At 67.0% G+C, this 22,084-nt stretch carries 1 protein-coding gene (running past one end of the window); it reads right to left on the bottom strand.

Annotated elements, in window-relative coordinates:
* A protein-coding gene (locus HYG77_RS26885; RefSeq protein WP_280123285.1) for a non-ribosomal peptide synthase/polyketide synthase crosses the window boundary here: on the bottom strand, positions 1-22,084 show its 5' portion. The gene continues 11,789 nt to the left of window position 1, outside the view; the window shows 22,084 of its 33,873 coding nt (coding positions 1-22,084); the start codon lies at positions 22,082-22,084; the stop codon falls past the left edge of the window.

Raw genomic sequence — 22,084 nt, 5'->3', positions numbered from 1 at the left:
CGTCGATCGTGAAATCGACCCGCGCTCCGCGCAGCGACTGCACGGGCGGACGCGGGCGGTCGAGCGGAAGCTCGAGAAGGTCCGGCACACCGGCCAGCGCCTTCTTCCAGAAGTCGAGCTGTGCCGAGATGAGACTCTGCGGATCGTCTTCGCTGCCCAGCAGTTCACGCTGCCAGATCGCATAGTCGGCGTACTGCACGGGAAGCGGACCGAAGCCCGGCTCCCGTCCCGCTGCACGGGACGCGTACGCCACCATGACGTCGCGCACGAACGGTGCCGTCGACTCGCCGTCGGTGGACACGTGGTGCACGATGAGCGCGAGCACGTAGTCCTGAGGGGCCGTCTCGAACAACCGCATCCGGATCGGGGGCACGTCGGCGGTCACATCGAATCCCGCGGTGGCCATCTCCACCAGGCGGGAGCGAAGTTCGTCGCCCGTCACGGCAACCGGCGCGAGATCGACCGGTACCTGCTCGGCGGGGACGATGACCTGGTGGGGTCCGTCCGCGGAATCCGGGTAGGTGGTCCGGAGTGATTCGTGCCGTTCGAGCACGTCGAACACCGCGGCCCGCAGCGCCTCCACGTCGAGGGCGCCCGTCAACCGGACCGCCAACGGGATGTTGTAGGCCGCCGACTCGGGATCGAAGCGGTTGATGAACCACATTCGCGACTGCGCGAGGGAGAGGGGAATGTGATCCGGTCGCTTCCGTGGCCCGAGGACGGGTCGAACCTCGTCGCTGGTGGCAGTGGCCGAGATGCGGACGGCGAGCGAGGCCACGGTCGGCGCCTCGAACAACTCCCGGACGCCCACCCGGAGCCCGAACGCCTGCCCCACCCGGGACACGACGCGAGTGGCGCTGAGCGAGTTGCCGCCGAGGTCGAAGAAACTGTCGTCCACGCTCACCGCGGACAGACCGAGGACCTCGCAGAAGATTGTGGCGACGGTCTCCTCAGCCGGTGTCGACGGTGCGCGGAACTCTGCACTCGAGGAGACGAACTCCGGCTCGGGCAGGCGCGCGCGGTCCAGCTTGCCGATTCCGGTCAACGGGATCTCATCGAGCAGGATCACCACCGACGGCACCATGTACGGCGGAAGGGTCTCGCCGACAACCGTCTTCAGCGATTCCGGATCCACCGTCGCACCATCGACCGGCAGGACGTAGGACACGAGGGTCGTCAGGCCCGCGGGGTTCTCACGGCCCACGGTCACGGCGAACTCGATGTCCGGCTGGGCTGCCAGTGCGGCGTCGATCTCACCGAGCTCGACGCGGAACCCACGAACCTTCACCTGGAAGTCGGACCGGCCGACGTACTCCACGCGGTGGTCGTCCGCCCACCGCACCACGTCTCCGGTGCGGTACATACGCGATCCGGGCTCGCCGAACGGGTTGGCCACGAACCGCTCCGACGTGACCGCCGGACGGTTGTGGTATCCGCGGGTCACCGACGGTCCACAGATGTAGAGCTCGCCGGGAACGCCTTCGGGCACCGGGCGCAGCCGGGAGTCGAGGATGAGTGATTCGACACCGCGCAGCGGCTTACCGATCGTCACCCGTTCCCCGGCCACCATCGGTTCGGTGATCGTGACGATCACCGTGGTCTCGGTCGGCCCGTAGGCGTTGCGCATCTCGCGGCCGGGCGCCCATCGGGCAACCAGTTCCGGTGTGCACGTGTCGCCGCCGACCACAACGGACCGCACGGAGTCGAGCCCCTCGGGATCGACGGTCATCAGTGCGGTCGGCGTCATCACGACGTTGTTGACCTGCTCGCGGCGGATCAGGTCGGCGAGCTCGTCGCCGCCGTACACGTCCGCGGGTGAAATCACCAGAGTGGCACCGGCACTGAACGCGGCGAGCATCTCACCGACCGAGGTGTCGAAGCTCGGCGACGCCACATGCAGGAAACGCGAACTCGGCGACACGACGTAGTGTTCACGAACCTCGCTGGTGAGGTTCGCCAGACCGCGGTGGGTGACCACGACGCCCTTCGGTTTGCCCGTCGAGCCGGACGTGTAGATCAGGTACGCCGGATGATCGACGGTCAGCTGACGGCGACGATCGGCGTCGCGCACCGGAGCCGCCGACACCGTACGCGTCTGGTCGGCGAACTCGGGAGCATCGAGGACGATCCAGGACACCGTGTCCGGCAGGTCGTCTCGATGACGATCGACCGTGAGACCCAGGACAGCACCCGAATCGGACAACATCTCGTTGATGCGCTCGAACGGAAGCTTCGGGTCGACGGGCAGGTAGGCGCCACCCGCCTTCGCGATCGACCAGATCCCCAGGATCGATTCCACGGAACGGGTGATGGCAAGCGCCACGTAGTTCTCCGGCCCCACTCCCTGATCGATCAGCACGCGCGCCAGCCGGTTCGACTGCTCGTCGAGTTCGCGGTAGGTGAGCTCGCGGCCCTCGAAAGACAGCGCCACCGAACCCGGTGCGAGGTCCACGCCCGAACGCAGCAGCTCGGGCAGTGTCCGCGGTTCGAGTGACCGGGGACCGCGCACAGGTGCGATGGCAGCCTTCTCGGCCGCGTCGAGAATGTCGATGTCGCCGAGAATCACGTCCGGCTCGGTCGCCACCGCTCCGAGAATCCGGACGAACCGATCGGCGAACCTCTGCACCGTCCGCTCGTCGAACAGATCGGTCGCGTAGTTGAACGACGCGACGATGCCTGCCGCTCCCCCGTCGACGTAACGCTCACCCACACTGAGCTGGAGATCGAATTTCGCGACATCCAGAGGGGTCTCCAGGACCGAGACCTCGAGGCCGGGGAACTCGAGAGTCGAGCTACCGGTGTTGTTGAACGCCAGGGCAACCTGGAAGAGCGGTTGGTGGGCCGTGGAACGGGGGACGTTCAGCACGTCGACGAGCCGCTCGAACGGAATGTCTCCGTGTGCGAATGCCTCGAGGTCGGTCTCCCGAACCTGCGCCAGCAGCTCCAGGAACCGCAACTCCGGATTCACCGAACTACGCAGGACGAGGGTATTGACGAACATGCCGACCATCTCGTCGATCTCACGCACACCGCGGCCCGCGACAGGCGTGCCGATGGCGAGATCGGTATTCGAGCTGAGCCGCTCGAGCAGTACGGCGAACGCGGCATGCACGACCATGAACATGCTCGCGTTGTGCCGGCGGGCGAGCGCCGCCAGTGCGCGATGCGTGTCCGGGTCGATGTCGAAGTCGAGCGTCGCCCCGCGCAGCGACTGCACGGGCGGACGCGGGCGGTCGGTGGGAAGTTCGAGCGACTCGGGAAGGTCGGCAAGTGCGTGACGCCAGTAGTCGACCTGGCGCGACGCGATCGACTCCGCGTCGGATTCGTCGCCGAGCACCTCACGCTGCCACAGCGCGAAATCCGCGTACTGCACGGGCAGTGGTTCCCAGCCCGGTGCGTCACCGGCTGCGCGGGTCACATACGCCTGCATCATGTCCCGGAACAGTGGTGCCATCGAGGCGCCGTCCGCGGCAATGTGGTGGACGACGAGCACCAGAATGTGCTCGCCTCCACTCATCTGGATGAGACCGACGCGGAACGGCATCGAGAGACTGACGTCGAAACCTGTGTTCGCGAGCGCACGCGCTCGGCGGTAGGCGTCGGCCTCGTCCGTGGTCGGCTCGACGGTCAACGGCTCCACGGCCTCGGCGGTCGGAAGTATCACCTGATACGGACCATCGGGCGACTCGGGGAACAGGGTGCGCAGCGACTCGTGACGCTCCACCACGTCGGTGAGAGCCGCACCCAGCGCATCGATGTCGAGGTGTCCCCGCAGACGCACCGCCATCGGCAGGTTGTACGCCGCCGACTCGGTGTCGAACTGGTTGATGAACCACATCCGAGACTGCGCCAGTGACAGAGGGATTCGTTCCGGCCGCGGCCCCGCGGTCAACGGCAGGCGCTCGCGGTCGGCGTCGGCCGAGTGCTCGGCAACGGCCGCCACGCCCTCGACCGTCGGGTTCTCGAAGACCGAGCGGACAGTCAACTCGGTGCCGAGGGCCTCTTCGAGACGCGCTACCACCCGGGTGGCACTGAGGGAGTTTCCACCGAGGTCGAAGAACGAATCGGTGGCGCCGGCCCGTTCGATACCGAGAACGTCGGCGAAGACGCCGGCCACGATCTCTTCGAGCGGAGTACGGGGAGCGACGTACTCGTGGTCGTCGGAGTCGAAGTGCGGTTCGGGCAGCCGCTTACGATCCACTTTGCCGTTGTTGTTCAGCGGCATGGATTCGAGGACTACGAGGACATCGGGAACCATGTGCGCGGGAAGGGTCTTCGCGAGCGAGGACAAGACCTCCCGCGAATCGATATCCCCGGCAGCCGGCACGCCGTAGGCGACGAGCCGCTGTCCCTGCGGGGTGTCCCGGACGACGACGACTGTCTGAGACACGTCGGGGTGCGCCAGCAGAGCGAACTCGATCTCGCCGAGTTCGATGCGCAGGCCACGGATCTTGACCTGGAAGTCGGTCCTGCCCAGGAAGTCGTAGTTCTTGTCGCTTCGGCGCCGCACCAGGTCGCCTGTGCGGTACATCCGGGTGCCGGGAGCGCCGAACGGGTCCGCGATGAATCGCGTGGAGGTGATCCCGAACATGTTGCCGTAGCCGCGGCCGACCGCGATACCACCGACATAGAGCTCACCCGTCATACCGTCGGGAACCCGGCGGAGCCGGCCGTCCAGAACATACAGCGCCACGTTGTCGAGCGCGGGGCCGATGGGCAGCCGCAATTGATCGGACACCGCATCTTCGGGTGTGATGACGTAGGACGTGACGATGTCGGACGCTTCGGTAGGCCCGTAGCTGTTGTGGCAGCGGACTCCTCGGTCGAGGAACTTCTTCAGCGGCGCAGCCTTGACCGCCTCACCGCCGAGCGCAATGGTGCGGACGCTACGAAGTTCCTCGTTCTGCTCGAGTTCTGCGACGATCTCGAAGGCGCCGGGCGCCATGTTGACCACCGTCAACTCGTTCTCGTCGATCTGACGGAGAATCGACTGGGGTTCGAAACCCTCGACCGCAAGGTGGATCGCTCCACCCGATGACAGCGTTCCCCACACCGTCTTCTGCGTCAGGTCGAATCCGGGTGCCGAGGAGACCAGGACGCCGTCGCCCTGCTCGAGCGCGAGTTGGCCGCGGAACCACACCATCATGTTGCAGAATCCGGCCATCGGCACCAGCGCGGGTTTGGGCCTACCGGTCGAACCGGATGTGGAGATGACGTAGGCCAGGCGAGCGCCGGATCCGTCCTCGGTCCAGTGATTGACGGGGTCGGAGTCATCGTGTGCCGCCAACTCCGACGCCACGGTGGGGTCGTCGAGTACGAGAACGTCGGCCTCGACGTCGTCGGCGCCTGCCCACGCCGTCGTAGCGACAACGGCACGAGCACCACAGTCGTGGAGCATGGCGCCGATACGTTCCGCGGGGTAGGCCGGATCGATCGGTGCGTAGGCGGCGCCCGCTTTCCACGTTGCGAGCATGCCGATGATCCACTCGATCGAGCGGGGAACCACCAGGGCGACCACGTCGTCGGGACGGACACCGCGGGACGCCAGCTCACGGGCCAGCTGATTGGCCCGGGCGTTCAATTCCCGGCGGGAGAGAGCGTGGCCGTTCCCCTTCAACGCAAGGGCGTCCGGATTTGCCCGGACCTGCTCCGACCAGCACTCCACGAGGTCGACGGGAAGCGCACCGGCGCGGCGATCCGACGCAGACGTGGCTTCGGCGATCACCCCGGCGAGCATGCCGGCGAACTGATCCGCGAAACCTTCACCGGATGCTCCGTCGAGCAGACCCGGCAGCAAGGTCGACAAGGCCACCGTCACAGCAGCCTCCGGTCCGACACCGACGCTCGCTAGCGTCCGCGCCAGCTCACCGGACTTCTCGTGCCATTGCCGGTAGGTCACATCGTTACCGTTGTGAGACAACGCAATACCGTGAGGATTGATCAATGCTGCCGCATCGAGCAACTCCGGCAGCGGCCGCGTCGCGAGCTCCTCCGCGACACTGTGCGACCCCAGCGACTCCACCGTGTCGCTGGAAGTGCTACCGAGCTCCGCATGTTCTGCGGCCGACAGGATGTCGATGTCACCCACGATCACCGAACTGTCCGCCACGACCGCATCGAGAATCGCCAGGAACCGAGACCGGTAGCCCTCGATCGTCGCTTCGTCGAAGATGTCCGTCGCGTAGCTGAACATCGCCTTCGTCGGACCGTCCGCGTCGGCGCCCTGCTCGTCGACGGCGAGGGTCAGATCGAACTTTGCCAGGTTGGTCTCGTTGTCGAGTGCCGTCACCGTCAGACCGGGCAGCTCGAGCTTGGCCGCTTCGTTGTTCTGGAAGGTCAGCGTCACCTGAACGAGCGGTGCGTAGGTGTTCGACCGCGCCGGGGCGAGTGCCTCGACGAGCCTTTCGAAGGGAATGTCGGTGTTTCCGAAAGCACCCAGATCCGTGTTGCGCACGCTGTCGAGCACATCGGCGAAGGTCGCCGACTGAGAGACCTCTGTCCGCAGCACCAGCGTGTTCACGAACATGCCGACCAGATCGTCCAGGGCGGCGTCGCCGCGGCCGGCGACGGGCGTACCGACCACGATGTCCTCGGTACCGCTCATTCGCGCCAGCAGTACGGCGAACGCCGCGTGTACCACCATGAACACGGAGGCCTGGTGCGCCTGCGCGACCTCCGCGAGGGCGGCTTTCAGGTCAGGACCGAACTCGAACTCGACTCGCGCAGACTGCGGAACCCGGTTGGGCGTGCGCTGGCGATCGAGAGGTAGCTCGAGGAGTTCAGGCGCATCGGCGAGCGTGCTCACCCAGTAGTCCAGCTGCCGGGCAGCCGGCGACGCCGGATCTTCCTCCGAACCGAGCACCTCCCGCTGCCACAGGGCGAAGTCGGCGAACTGCACCGCGAGGGGCGCCCATGCCGGAGCGGAGCCCTCGACCCGCGCGCTGTACGCCGTGAACAGGTCACGCGCCAGTGGCGCGATCGAGCCGCCGTCCGCGGAAATGTGGTGGATGACGATGAGGAGAACGTGCTCGGTGGAGTCCGCCTCCCCCACCCGGAAGAGCGCTGCGCGGACCGGCACGGACTTGGTGACGTCGAACCCGGTGGTGGCGACGGCCAACAGACGATCGCGGAGTTCCGACTCGTCGGCGACGTGCGTCACCTCGAGGTTCAGATCCACCTCGGCGGCCGGCCGGATGACCTGGTGCGGCCCTTCAGGGGAACTCGGGAACTGGGTACGCAGAGATTCGTGGCGTTCGAGCACGTCGGCGAGAGCGGACTGCAGCGCTGTGACGTCGAGAGCACCCGACAGGCGCAGTGCCATCGGGATGTTGTACGACGGGGAGGACGGATCGTAGCGGTTGGCGAACCACATCCGCTGTTGCGCGAGCGACAGCGGGATGCGGTCGGGACGCGGACGCGGTGCCAGAGCAGGGCGGGCGGCGATGCCGGTGCCACGCGCATCCACCCGCGACGCGAGAGCGCCGACGGTGGGAGCCTCGAAGAGTTCGCGTACACCGATGTCCGTATCGAGGGCCGTGTTGATCCGGGACACGACGCGGGTAGCGATGAGCGAGTTGCCGCCGAGTTCGAAGAAGGCGTCGTCGAGCCCCACTCGCTCGACACCGAGAACCTCGGCGAACACAGCGGCCACCGTCTGCTCGATGTGTGACTGCGGAGCACGGTATTCGCGTGTGACGGCGAACGTTTCGGGAATCGGCAACGCCCGCCGATCGAGCTTGCCCACAGGGGTCAGGGGCACGGATTCGAGAGCGATGACAGTGGCCGGAACCATGAACGACGGCAGGAACTCACCCGCGAAGTCCATCAGTTCTGCCTGGTCCACAGTTCGTCCCGCCGTGGGCAGCACGTAGGACACCAGGGCGGCGTCGCCGGAAGAGGTGGTCAACGCGGACGTGGTGACGAACTCGACCGACTCGTGTCGCGCGAGGACGGCATCGATTTCACCCAGTTCGATCCGGAAGCCGCGAACCTTCACCTGCTGGTCCGACCTGCCGACGTAGTCGGCCGTCAGAACACCGTGTTCGTCCCGCTTCCATCGGACGACGTCGCCGGTGCGGTACATCCGGTCGCCGGGTGCACCGTAGGGGTTGGCGACGAAACGTTCGGCGGTCAGCGGCGTACGCCGGTGGTATCCGCGAGCCAGCCCGAGCCCCGACAGATAGAGCTCACCTGCGATACCCACCGGAACAGGGCGCAGACGATCATCGAGCACGAGCGCACTGGTTCCCCGGATCGGGCCACCGATCGTCACCGGACCGTCAGCGGACATCGGGTCGCTGATGTTGGTCATGATCGTGGTCTCGGTGGGTCCGTAGCCGTTGAACAGCGAACGCCCGGGAGCCCAGCGCGCGGCGAGTTCTGCCGGGACCGCTTCGCCGCCGGCCACCACGAACTGGAAGTCGTCGAGACCCGCCGGGTCGACGGACGCGAGGGCGGAGGGCGTGACGAAACCGTGCGTGATCCGGTTCTCACGGAGGAACTTCGCGAGCTCGGGACCGCCGTACACGTCCGTGGGGGCGATCACCATAGTGGCACCGGCGCCGACCGCGAGCAGCAGTTCGAGCACCGACGCGTCGAAGCTCGGCGAGGCGAAATGCAAGGTCCGCGACGCGGTGGTCACCTGGTAACGCTCACGCTGTTCAGCAGCGAAGTTCGCCAGACCGCGGTGGCTGACGACGACACCCTTGGGCTGCCCGGTGGTGCCGGACGTGTAGATGACGTACGCGCTGTTCGCCGGTGTCACCGACGAACGACGGTCCGCGTCGGTGACCGGTGCCGCCGAGTACTGCGCCCAAGCGGTGTCGGCGCCGTCACCGTCGAGGAGCAGCCAGTCGACGCCGGCCGGCAGCCGGTCGAGCTCGGATGCGACGGAAAGCCCCAGCGTCACACCGGAATCGGTGACCATGTGGGCGATACGCTCGTCTGGGTACTTCGGGTCGATCGGCACGTAGGCGCCGCCACTCTTGGCAACGGCCCAGATGCCCACCACGGAGGCGATCGAGCGGGTGATGCCCAGGGCGACGAACGACTCGGCGCCCGCCCCTCGCTCGATCAGTGCCCGCGCGATGCGGTTCGAGCGTGCGTCGAGCTCCCGGTAGGTGATCGATTCGCTGCCCGCGACGACGGCGACACCGTCCGGGTCGGCGGCCACGGCACCCGCGAGCAACTCCACGAGCGTCTGCGGCGCCGCTCCCTCGACGCCCCGGACCGGAGCCAGCTCGGCGGCCTCCCGCGGATCGAGGATGGGGATGTCTCCCACGGCAATGTCGGTGTCGGTCGCGACGGACTCGAGGATTCGCAGGAAGCGATCCACGAATCCGCGAACCGTACTCGAGTCGAAAATCTCCGTCGCATACCCGAGCGACCCGGTGATGCCGGTGGCCACGCCCGCGTCGGACCACTGCTCCTGCAGGTCGACGGTGAGGTCGAATTTGCTGAACTCGACGTCGACCGCACCGGGAACGGCTTCCAGTCCCTCGAACTCGAGCGACGGAATTCCGTTGACCTGATGCGTCAGAACCACCTGGAACAGCGGCGTGTAGGCCGTGGACCGGGTCGGTTTCAGGGCGTCGACCAGCTGCTCGAACGGAACGTCCTGGTGGCTGAAGGCCGCCAGGTCCTGCTCCCGAACGTGTTCGAGGAGAGCTGTGAACGACGCACCGGGCTCGACCTGCGTGCGCAACACCAGCGTGTTGACGAACATGCCGACGAGGTTGTCGAGCGCCTCCTCGCCGCGGCCGGCAATCGCCGCGCCGATGGCAATGTCGGTGCCCGCACTCACGCGCGCCAGCAGCACGGACAGCGCCGCATGCAACACCATGAACGAGGAGACATTGTGCTCGCGCGCAAGATCACTCAGCCGGCGGTGCAGGGCCGCATCGATGGTGAAATCGACGGCGGCACCCGTCATCGACCGCACTGCCGGCCTGGGCCGATCGGTCGGCAACTCGAGAACGTCGGGCAGACTCGCCAGAGTCTTCGCCCAGAAGTCGATCTGCTGCGCCGCAAGGGAGTGCGGGTCGTCTTCGGATCCGAGCAGAGCGCGCTGCCAGATCGCGTAGTCGGCGTACTGGATCGGGAGCTCGGGCCACTGCGGCTCCCCTCCCGACACACGCGCGGCGTAGGCCGCCATCACGTCGCGTGCCAACGGCAGTGTCGACGCGCCGTCGGAGGCGATGTGGTGCATCACCACGACCAGGACGTGATCGTCCGCGGCGATGCGGAACAGGCGAGCGCGGATCGGGAGTGTGTCGGTGACGTCGAACCCTTGCGAGCCGAACTCGAACAGGCGAGCCGTCAGATCCGACTCGGCGACCTCGACCGGATCGAGGCCCAGGTCGACGTCCGATGCGGGAAGTATGACCTGGTGTGCGCCGGCATCGGAGTCGGGGAACACGGTTCGCAGGACTTCGTGGCGCGCCACGACGTCGGACAGAGCCGACGCCATCGCGGTGACGTCGAGATCACCGCGGAACCGGACCGTCAACGGCACGTTGTATGCGGGCGAGGTCGGGTCGAAGCGGTTGAGGAACCACATGCGCTGCTGCGCCAGCGACAACGGAAGTTGCTCGGGCCGCTGCTGCGCGACCAGGGCCGGTCGGGGCGCCCGATCACCGTCCTGCCGCTCGATGAAGTCGGCGAGTTCGGCGACAGTGGGGACTTCGAAGAGATCTCGCATGCCCACGGTGGCGCCGGTCGCCGCCGACAGACGGGACGCGACGCGTGTGGCGCTCAGCGAATTACCGCCGAGATCGAAGAACGACGCGTCGACGCTCACGCGGTCGACACCGATCACGTCACCGAAGACCGCGGCGACGACCTCCTCCAGCGGTGTGCGGGGTGCGACGAACTCGGCATTGTCGGTGGCGAATTCCGGTTCGGGAAGCGCCTTGCGGTCGATCTTGCCGCTCGCGTTGAGCGGCATCTCGTCCACGACGACGAGCGCATCGGGAACCATGTGCGACGGCAGAAGCGCACGCAGACGCGCGGTCACGTCGTGAGCCGTCACGGAGGCGCCCGCCGCGGCGGTGACATAGCCGACGAGTCGCTGCAGTCCGTGACGCTCGGAGACCACGACGATCGACTGCTTGATGTCGTCCATCGCGGTCAGAGCCGACTCGATCTCGCCGAGTTCGACCCGGAGGCCACGAATCTTGATCTGGAAGTCACTGCGCCCGAGGAAGATCAACTCTCCGTCGGCGCGCTCGCGCACGAGGTCGCCGGTGCGGTACAGACGCGAGCCCGCATCCCCGAGGGGATTCGCGACGAAGCGCGAGGCGGTGACATCGGCCATTCCGCCGTAACCGCGCCCGACCACGACACCGCCGATGTACAGCTCGCCGGTCACGCCGGCCGGGACGGGACGCAGCCGCTTGTCCAGGACGTAGTACTCGGCACCGGGCAGCGGCGACCCGATGGGGATCGGGGTTTCCTCGGCATCCGGAGTCGTCAGGTCGAGCTCGTAGGACGCAGTGACGTCCGACGCTTCCGTCGGGCCGTAGGAGTTGACGAGGCGGACGCCTCGTCCGACCAGCTTGGCGTATGCGGCCGGTCGAATCTGCTCACCGCCGAGGACCACGCAGTCGAGCGACGCCATCGTGTCGTCTGCGTCGAGTTCGGCCAGCAATTCGAAGGCGCTGGGTGCCATGTTCACGATGCGGACGTCCGCCATCGCGAAGTGCCGCAGAATGTCGGCAGGGTCGAAGCCCTCGGCCGCCAGATGGACGACGCCGCCGGACATCAACGGAACCCACACGTTCTTCTGCGTCAGGTCGAACAACGGCGAACTCGCCACGAGAACACCGGTGCCCTCGGCGATGCGCATCTCGTCGCGGTACCAGCGGTAAGTGTTCAGCACACCCGCCATCGGCACCATCGTCGGCTTCGGCCGTCCCGTCGAACCCGACGTCGAGATGACGTAGGCGAGACGGGCCCCCGCCTCGTCGCCCACCCACGGGTCGAACGCGAGATCGCTTCCGTCGCGGGAGTCCAGTGCGCGAACGGTGTCCGGGTCGTCGAGGACCACGGCCGTGTCGAGGACGCGATCGCCCAACGGCTTCCGTGCGATTTCGCGCCACGACGACGTGGTGATCGCCGCGCGAGCTCCGCTGGTGTCGACGAGACCCGCGATGCGTTCGAGAGGCCATGCCTGGTCGAGTGGTGAGTAGGCGGCGCCGACCTTCCACACCGCGAGCATGCCGACGACCCAGTCGAGTGAACGAGGCAGGATCAGGGCGACGACGTCGTCGTCGCCGATACCCCGCTCGGCAAGCTCGCGGGCCACCTTGTTGGCGCGTCTGTTCAGCTCGGCGCGCGTGGTCGACACTCCCCCGGCGACCACCACGATCGCCTCGGGGTCGCGTTCGACGCTGTCCTGCCACGCCGCGAGGGGCGACTCCAGCCGTGCCGTCACCGCGTCCGCCGGGGCAGGCTCCACGACGGCAGGGGCGGCCGCGAACTTTTCGAGGTCCACGTCGCCCACAAGCCGGTACGCGTCGGCGATCACCTTGTCCAGGATCGCTCCGAAACCGTCCTGCCCGTCCTCCGACGGCGGAGCCATCATGATGGTCGGAACCAGACCGGACAGAACGACGGACACGATCGCGTCCGGAGCCATTCCCCGCTCAGCCAACGGCGCAGACATCAACCGGAGGCGTTCATCGAATTCCCGGTACGTCACCTGCATGCCGTCGTGTGCGACGGCTACGGCGTCGGGCGCGACGTCCACCGCGGCTGCCAGCAGCTGCGGTAGTTCGCGGACCGTCATCGTGCGGGCAGGTCGTGCTTGGCTCAACTTTGCTCTCTCGTGTTCGGTGAGAATGTCGATATCGCCTACGGCGACGAGTGGGTTCTCGACGACGGCCTCGAGGATCCGCACGAACCGCTGCGTGATGCGCTCCACACTCTCCCGTTCGAAGAGGTCGGTGGCGAAAGTGAAGCGGCCGCCGAGGCCGGACGGCCGGCCCTCGTCATCGGCCTTCTCGGACATGGTCAGGGTGAGGTCGTATTTGGCGCCCTCGGCCATGTCCTCGATGACCCGTACGGTGAGTCCGGGCAGTTCGAGCGATTCCAGACGGTTGTTCTGGAACGCCAACATCACTTGGAAGAGCGGCGAATACGAGGCGGAGCGGCGAATGTGCAGCGCTTCCACCAGTTTCTCGAACGGCACGTCGGAATGCCCGAACGCCGCGAGGTCGTTGTCGCGGATCCGTTCGATCAGCGCTGCGAAGGAATCACCCGCGTCGACCCGGGCCCGCAAGACGAGCGTGTTGACGAACATGCCCACCAGATCGTCGAGCATCTGGTCGGTTCGCGCCGCATGGGGAGTGCCGATCGTGATGTCGTCGCTGTTACTCAACCGTGCCAGCAAGGTGGTCAACGCCGCGTGGGTCACCATGAACAGTGACGCTCCGTGGTCTCTGCCGAGCTTCTCGAGCCCGCTGCGCAGTTCGGGCGAGATCACGAAGTCGACGGAATCACCGATCATCGACTGACGGGGAGGCCGCGCATGATCGCGAGGGAGGTCGATCAGCTCCGGTACCCCGGCCAGTGCGTTCTCCCAGTAGGAGATCTGCTCGGCCGCGAGGGACTTGCTGTCGGCGGGATCGCCGAGCACTTCGCGCTGCCACAGGGCGAAGTCGGCGTACTGCACCGGCAACGGCTGCCAGAGCGGAGCCGCACCCGCTGTCCGGGCGGTGTAGGCGACCATCACGTCCCGCGCCAACGGAGCCAACGAGGCGCCGTCTGCGCAGATGTGATGGATCACCAGGACGAGAAGGAACTCCGTGTCGCCGGTCGCGAACAGGCGGATACGCAGCGGCGGCGCCGCCGTGACGTCGAACCCTTCGGTGGCGAATGCAGTGAGTACCGAGTGAAGCTCGGACTCGGGCACCTGCACGGGCGTCAGATCGGCCGGCACCTGGTCCACGTCGACGACCTGCTGGTACGGCCCGTCGGCGGAGTCGGGGAACACGGTCCGCAGTGACTCGTGTCGCGCGAGGACATCTGCCACCGCCGACGACATCGCCTCGATGTCGAGGCTGCCGGACAGCCGGACCGCGAGCGGGATGTTGTACGCCGACGACGTCGTGTCGTACCGGTTCATCAGCCACATGCTCTGCTGGGCCATCGACATCGGAACCCGCTCGGGACGCGGCTGTGCGACCAGTGTCGGCCGGTCGGACCCCGAACCCGCGCCGTCGGTGACCAAGACAGCCAGGCGCTCGACCGTCGGCGCCTCGAAGAGCTCGCGCACACCCAGTCGTGTTCCCGCTGCCGCGTTCACTCGCGCGACAGCCTTGGTGGCGAGGAGTGAGTTACCGCCGAGGTCGAAAAACGACTCGGCCACACTGATTTTCGACAGTCCGAGTACCTCGGCGAAAACCCCGGCGACCAATTCTTCTGCCGCCGTGCGGGGTTCGACGACCTCACCCTGCAGCGCGTCGAAATCGGGCTCGGGCAGTGCCCGGCGGTCGAGCTTGCCCGCGGTGGTGAGCGGAATCTCGTCGAGCACCAGAACAGCACTGGGCACCATGTGTGCAGGCAGCGTGCCGGAGACGAATCGGGTGACCTCGGCGGCGTCCACCGTGCTCCCGGCCGACGGCAGCACATAGGACACGAGCGCTGTCGCGCCCGAGGGCATGGTGCGGCCCACCGTGGTCGCGAACTCGAGAGCGGGATGCTGAACCAGGGCAGCGTCGATCTCACCGAGTTCGATCCGGAATCCGCGGACCTTCACCTGGAAGTCACTGCGGCCCACGTACTCGACGCCGTACCCGGCGCGATGTTCGGGGTCGACGACGAACCGGACCACATCACCGGTTCGGTACATCCGAGAGCCGTTCTCGCCGAACGGGTTCGCGACGAATCGCTCGGCCGTGAGGCCGAAGCGGTCGTGGTAGCCGCGAGCGAGTCCAGGTCCGGCGATGTACAGCTCGCCGTCCACACCGACCGGCACGGGACGCAGCTGCCCGTCGAGGACGTACACGGTGACGCCGCAAACCGGCCCACCGATCTCGATCCGCTTGCCGGGCTCGAGCACGTTACTGACGTTGCTCATCACGGTGGCCTCGGTCGGACCGTAACCGTTGTACATCCGGCGGCCGGGAGCCCAGCGCTCCACCAGTTCCGGGGGGCATGCCTCTCCGCCCACCACCACGACACCGAGTCGGTCCAGCCCCGACGGTTCGACCGACGCCAATGCCGCCGGCGTGACGAACGCGTGCGTCACCTCGTGTTCCGCCAGGAAGCTGTGGAGTTCTTCACCGCCGTACAGGTCTGCCGGCGCCACCACCATCGTGGCCCCGCACCCGAAGGCGAGCAGGAGTTCGAGGACGGACGCGTCGAAACTCGGAGACGCGAAGTGGAGCGTGCGTGCTGCGGGGGTGACCCCGTAATGGGTGCGCTGTTCGGCGGAGAAGTTGGCCAGCCCCGCATGGGTCACGGTGACACCCTTGGGCAGACCGGTGGTGCCGGAGGTGTAGATCACGTAGGCAACATGGAGGGCACGCAGCGGCGCGGTACGCTCCGAATCTGCCAGCGATGCCGATGATTCCCGCGAGCAGAGTGCATCGCACTCGGCGGAGTCGAGGACCAGCCAGTCGAGGTCCTGAGGAAGTCCCTCGCGCTGCGCCGCGACGGTCAGGCCCAGCATCGATCCGGAGTCGGCGATCATGTGCTCGACCCGCTCGGTCGGATAGCGCGGATCGACGGGCACGAACGCTGCCCCTGTCTTCGCGACCGCCCAGGTGGCGACCACGGAGTGCAGAGAACGCGTCATACCTAGCGCCACAGCAGTTTCCGGACCGACACCGCGCCCGATCAGGACGCGCGCGAGCCGGTTCGACCGCTCGTCGAGTTCGGCGTACGTCAGTGTCGCGCCGTCGGCGATGACTGCGAGATGCTCGGGATCGAGTGCCACCGACGCGGACAGGATGTCGGGCAACAGAAGCTGTTCGGCGTCCTCGGTGCCCGACACCGCGAGAAGCGACGCACGTTCGGTGCCGTCGAGGATGTCGATGCGGGCAACCGGTTTGTCGACGTCGCCGGACACCGCCTCGAGAACACGGACCACCCGCGCCATGATCTCCCGTACCTGGGCGGATTCGAAGATCTCGGGCAGGAACTTCGCTGTCAGATGAAGGCGCGGGTCCGTCATCGCGACGATGGCGAGCGGGTAATGGGTGGCGTCGTTGGACGTCACGTCGAGGACGCGGAGCCCTTCGATGTCACTGCTCTGCGTGAGTGCCTCACGGTCGAGTGGGTAGGACTCGTAGACCATCAACGTGTCGAACAGCGCGCTCAGACTCAGGCCCTGCTGAATATCGGTCAGTCCGATGTGGTGGTGGTCGAGGAGCTCGGTCTGCTCGTGCTGGATCCGGTCGAGCAGGGTTCGCACGGAGTCGCCGGGGCGCACCCGCACCCGCACGGGAAGGGTGTTGATGAAGAGGCCCAGCATCGATTCGATTCCGGGAACCTGCGGTGGGCGGCCGGAAACGGTGGTGCCGAACAGCACGTCGTCCCGTCCGGTCAGCCTACCCAGCACGATGCCCCAGGCCGCCTGGACCAGGGTGTTCATGGTGACGCCGAGCTCACGCGAGCGTTCGGTCATCGCCGCGAGCAGCTCGTCGGGCAGGTCCACGACGAGTTCGCCCGGGGTGAGCGTCGCAGCGGTATCCTCGTGCGTCGGCGCGAGAAGGGTGGGTTCTTCGACGCCGGCCAGTGCCTGTGCCCACGCGGCCACGGACTGCTGCGGATCCTGGGTGGCGAGCCACTCGAGGTAGTTCCGGTACGGGCGCGGCTGTGGCAGCGCCAGGGCCTCACCGTCCACCGCGTACAGGGTCAGCAGGTCCTGGATGAGAACCGGCAACGACCAGCCGTCGAGCAGGATGTGATGGTTGGTGACGGCGAAGCGGTACCGATCCGGCGCGGTCTCCACCAGCAGGAAACGCACGAGAGGCGGCGCCGTCATGTCGAACCGGTCCGTCCGGTTCGCGAGCATCAGCGCGTCGACTCGAGCTTCGCGGTCTGCCTCCGGCAGCGATCGCAGATCGACGTGCGTCCACGGGACGTCCACATGGTCGACGACGACCTGCATACCGGTGCCGTCCTCGTCCAGGACGAAGGCGGTGCGCAGGTTGGGGTGCCGCGCGACGAGGGCTTCCGCGGCCCGGCGCAGGCGATCGACGTCGACCGTTCCACCGAGGTCCATGACGAGCTGAGTGGTGTAGACGTCGGTGGTGCTACTCGCCAACGCGGCGTGGAACAGCAGGCCCACCTGCAGGGGAGCGAGCGACCACACGTCGGCGAGCGCAGGATAGCTGCTCTCGAGCGCATCGATTCGGGGCTGACTCAGTGGTACGAGATCGAGATCGGAGGGAGTCCGTCCGCCGGCGTCCGGCCGCCGGGCGTGCTCGACGAGAGCCTCGAGCGCGCGTTTCCACAGCCCGGCGAACCCCTCCACCTCGGCGGTGGTGAGCACACCCTCCGGAAAATCGACTGTGGCGGAAAGACGTTGCTCCCCTTCGACATCGACGATCATCGCATTGATGTCGAGCGCGAAGTGCACCGGCATCTCGCTGTTGCGGGTGCCGGTGAGTTCCATGGTGTCGGTGTCGGGCATCCAACCCGCCGCACGCAGGGCCGCCGGGATGTCGCCCACCGACACGCGACCGAGGTAGTTGAAGCTGATCTGCGGGCTGGGCAGATCCGCGAGTACCGACCTCGTCTCGGCGTTCAGATAACGCAGCAGGCCGAAGCCGATACCGTGCTCGGGCACCTGCGCCAGCTGCTCCTTGACGGTCTTGAGCGCCGTGCCCGCGGCCTTCCCACCGGCGAGCGCGTCCCCCAGATCATCCAGCGGTGCCGCCAGGCGAACGGGATACATACTGGTGAACCAGCCCACTGTCCGGGACAGGTCTGCTCCCGGCAGGACCGTTTCCTCACGGCCGTGACCCTCGAGGTGCACCAGAGTCGACGACTCGAAGATTCCGCGCTCCGCACGCCACGCAGCAACCGCCAGCGCGAGCGCCGTCAGCAGCCCGTCGTTGACACCACCGTGGAACGCACGCGGCACGTGGGTCAGCAGACCGTCGGTGACGTCGGCGGAGACCTCGAGCCGAACCCGACCGGTGGTGGAGACCACGTCGCGGCCGTCGAGAGCCCGCGAGCCGATCAACGGATCGGAGCCGTCGAGCGTGTTGCGCCAGAAGTCCAGTTCCGCAACTCTCCGTGCACTTTTGGCGTTGTCGGACAGTCCGTGCGCCCAGCGGCGCACAGACGTGCCCACCGCCGGGAGCAGCGGATCGGCCCCTGCCGAAATCTGCGACCACGCGGCCGCGAAGTCGGGCACCAGCACTCGCCACGACACACCGTCCACCGCGAGGTGATGGATGACGACGAGCAGCCGACCGGACTGCGGCTCCGTGTCGGCGCCCTCGCCTTCGGCGCTCGCGGCTTCGATACCCTCGGGGGCGTCGCCGCCCGCTGCGAACTCCGCGGGCGCGAACCAGACGAACCGCACCACGCGGCCTGCGGTGGGATCCAGGGTGTCGACGGTTCGTTCGAGGGCGTGTGCCGCCAGCGCCTCGAACGAGTCGCTACCCGGCCCCTCCGTGAACTCGACCCGGTCGACGAGCTCGTCGACGTCGACGGAGCCGATCGGCGAGATCTGCAGAGTCCAACCATCCGCAGCGTCGTTGCGCCGCAACACGGAACGAAGAGCGTCGTGGCGATCGACGACCGCCGACAAGGTGCGAACCAGCCTCTGCCTCTCGACCTTCGGCGGGAGCGTGAGCAGAATGGACTGGGAGAAGCTGTGGAAGTCGCCGCCCAGTTCCGTCATCCAGTGCACCACCGGGGTCAGCGGCATCGTGCCGATACCGGCGCCCGGCAGTTCCTCGAGAACGTGGACCGTTGCGGAATCGGAGGCCGAGGTGGCCACCTCGGCGAGAGAGGCCACGGTCTTGCGCTCGAAGACGTCGCGGGCCGTGAAGAGGACGCCGGCTTCCTTGGCCCGGGACACCAGCTGGATCGAGACGATGCTGTCACCGCCGAGCGCGAAGAACGAGTCGCCGACGCTGACGCGCGGAACGCCCAGAACCTCGGCGAAGAGGCCTGCGATCGACTCCTCCATCGCACTGCGGGGAGCGATGAATTCGCTGGCTTCCGCCGCGAAGACAGGTTCGGGCAGTGCCTTGCGGTCGAGTTTTCCACTCGCGCCGACCGGCATCTCGGCGATCACCATGACGGAATCGGGGACCATGTAGGACGGTACGGCGCGACCGACGTGGTCGATCAGCGCTGCGACGTCCACGTCCGAGCCGGATTCGGGGACGACATAGCCGACCAGCCGCTGTCCCAGGGAACTGTCGTGCACCACCGCAACCGATTGCGCGACATGGGGATACGAGGACATCGCGGCCTCGATCTCGCCCAGCTCGATCCGCAGACCCCGAACCTTGACCTGGAAGTCGGTGCGGCCGAGGTACTCGATACTGCCGTCCACCCGCCACCTGACCAGGTCGCCGGTACGGTACAGCCGGGACCCGGAAACCCCGAAGGGGTTGGCTACGAAGCGTTCTGCCGTGAGGTCGGGCCTGCCCTCGTATCCGCGGGCGGTTTGCGCCCCCGCGAGATACAGCTCTCCTGCGGATCCGATGGGCGTGGGTCGCAGGTGACCGTCGAGCACGTACGCCTCGGTATTCCACACGGGAGTTCCGATGGATACCGTGTGGACGGCCTCGCGGTCGACTTCTCCTGCGGTGGCGTGCACGGTGAATTCGGTGGGGCCGTACAAGTTGTGCAGCGCCGCGTCGGATCGTGCCCGGAATGCAGCCGCCACTGACGGCGGAAAAGCCTCTCCCGCAACGAGAACCAGCCGAAGAGAGGCCAGCTGGTCCCGGCCGGCCTCGGAGGTGAACACCGAGAGCATCGACGGAACGAACGAGGTGGCCGTGACCTTCTCGCGGGCGATCAGATCGGCGAGGTATGCCGGATCGCGGTGCCCCTCGGGAGCCGCGATCACGACGCGTGAGCCCGAGACGAGTGGTGCGAACAGCTCCCACACCGAGACGTCGAAGGTCGTGGGGGTTTTCTGCAGCACGACATCGTTCGCGTCGAGGTGGTAGCGCTCCGCGATCCAGGCGACCTGGTTCAGCACGGACCCGTGGCCGACCGCCACGCCCTTCGGACGTCCGGTGGACCCGGAAGTGTAGATGACGTAGGCGGGGTTGGCGGGCCGAAGGTCCGCCAGTCGCTCGGCATCGCGGATCGGGCCGGCATCGATGCTCTCGAGGTCGAGTGCGTCGATCTCGACCACGTCGTGGCCGGGCGGAAGCGTCAACCGGTCCCGGGTCACCGTCAGGATGCACTGCGGTCGGGCGCTGTCGAGGACGTAGGCAGTGCGCTCGGCTGGATGATCGGGGTCGAGCGGGACATAGGCAGCACCCGTCTTGACCACCGCGTACATCGCCACCATCGAGTCGAGGGAGCGGCGGATCGCGAGCGCGACCTTCGTCTCCGGTCCCACACCACGCCCGATCAGCACCCGGGCCAGACGGTTGACGCGTGCGTCGAACTCGCGATACGTCCACTCCTGCCCCTCGAACACCAGCGCCGTCGCGTCGGGGGTTCGGGCGACCTGGGCGTCGAACAGGTCGACGATCGTTCCAGCCGGCGGTGTGACGACCTCACCGTTCCAGCCCGACACCACCTGCTCACGTTCCTCGGAACTCATCGGGGCCAGATCCGACACGGGCGCGTCGTCGCCGGCCCCGAGGAACCGCTCGAAGAAGTCGAAGAATCGGCTGTGGTGCCGGTTCAACTCGTCCGCGGAGTACAGATTGGGGTTGGCTTCGAAGTCGATGTGGATCTTGTGGCCCGCGACGCCCTGGTAGATGTTCAGGGAAAGATCTTCGACCGGGCCCGTCGTGAGCACATTCTGATGTCCAGTGACGGTGCCCAGCTTGATCTCGCTGTGGAACATCATGATGTTGATGGACGGGCCGAAGAAACCGCGCTGTCCCTGGGGCGCGCCGGCGTCGCGGCGGATGTCCTCGTGCCGATAGCGTTGACGACGCAGAGCGCCTGTCAGCTCGATCTGCACACTCTTGACCAGCTCCGGAACCGTCATCTCCGGAGTGATCTGGAGGCGGAGCGGCACGATGTTCGACACCATTCCACCGGAGCGGCGCAAAGTGGCGGTGGTGCGTGCCGAGACTGGGAGGCTGAGTACGACGTCCGTGCGGTCGGTCATGTGGGCGAGGTAGGCGGCGAATGCGGCCACCACGACGGGAGCGGAACTTGCGTTCGTCCCGTCCAGTGCCTCGTCCAGCAAGGTCGCGGTCGATTCGGGCAGTGCCTCGGAGGAGAGCCGCGCGAACTTGCCCACCTTCGCGGCGCGACCGGCGAGGCTGGGCGCTTCCGGCAGGTGCGCGGTGCGTTCGGCCCAGTATTCCCTGTCTTTCGCGAACCGTTCGGAGCTGCGGTAACGCTGCTCGTCTTCGACGATCCTGACAAGGTCTTCCGCGCGCGGTGCAGGCGGCTCGGTGGACTCGACCAGCGCCGTGTAGATCTCTGCAATCCGGGCGATGAGCGCCATCGCCCCGAACCCGTCGAGCGCGATGTGGTGAATGCGGCAGAACCAGAAGTAGTGATTCTCACCGACGTGCAGAAGGTAGACCACGACCAGACGGTCTTCGAGAAGGTCGACGGGAGCGCTGTAATTGGCGCGCATCCACTTCTGGGCAGCGTCGACGGAGTCGTCCTCGCCGCGGAGGTCGACGTACGTGATGGCGTCATCCAGCGTCTTGTCGACGTACTGGTGCGGCACACCGTCGATCTCGACGAGGCGGAGGAAGCCCGAGCCGAATTCCCGGCCGGAACGGATGGTGGCTTCGGTCAGAAGGTCGAGGTCGATGTCTCCGCGGAGTTCGATGTACTGAGCGATGGTGAGGGGAATGTCGCCCATCGCATGTTGAGCGAACCAGATCCCTCGCTGCGCAGCTGACAGCGGAAAGGCTCCGATGGGAGCACCGTTACTACCCGCTGCATGTCCCGACCCCAA

The sequence above is a fragment of the Rhodococcus sp. ZPP genome (genome assembly GCF_017656075.1).
Taxonomy (GTDB): domain Bacteria; phylum Actinomycetota; class Actinomycetes; order Mycobacteriales; family Mycobacteriaceae; genus Rhodococcus_F; species Rhodococcus_F oxybenzonivorans.
This window is presented reverse-complemented; position numbering and strand designations above follow the sequence as displayed.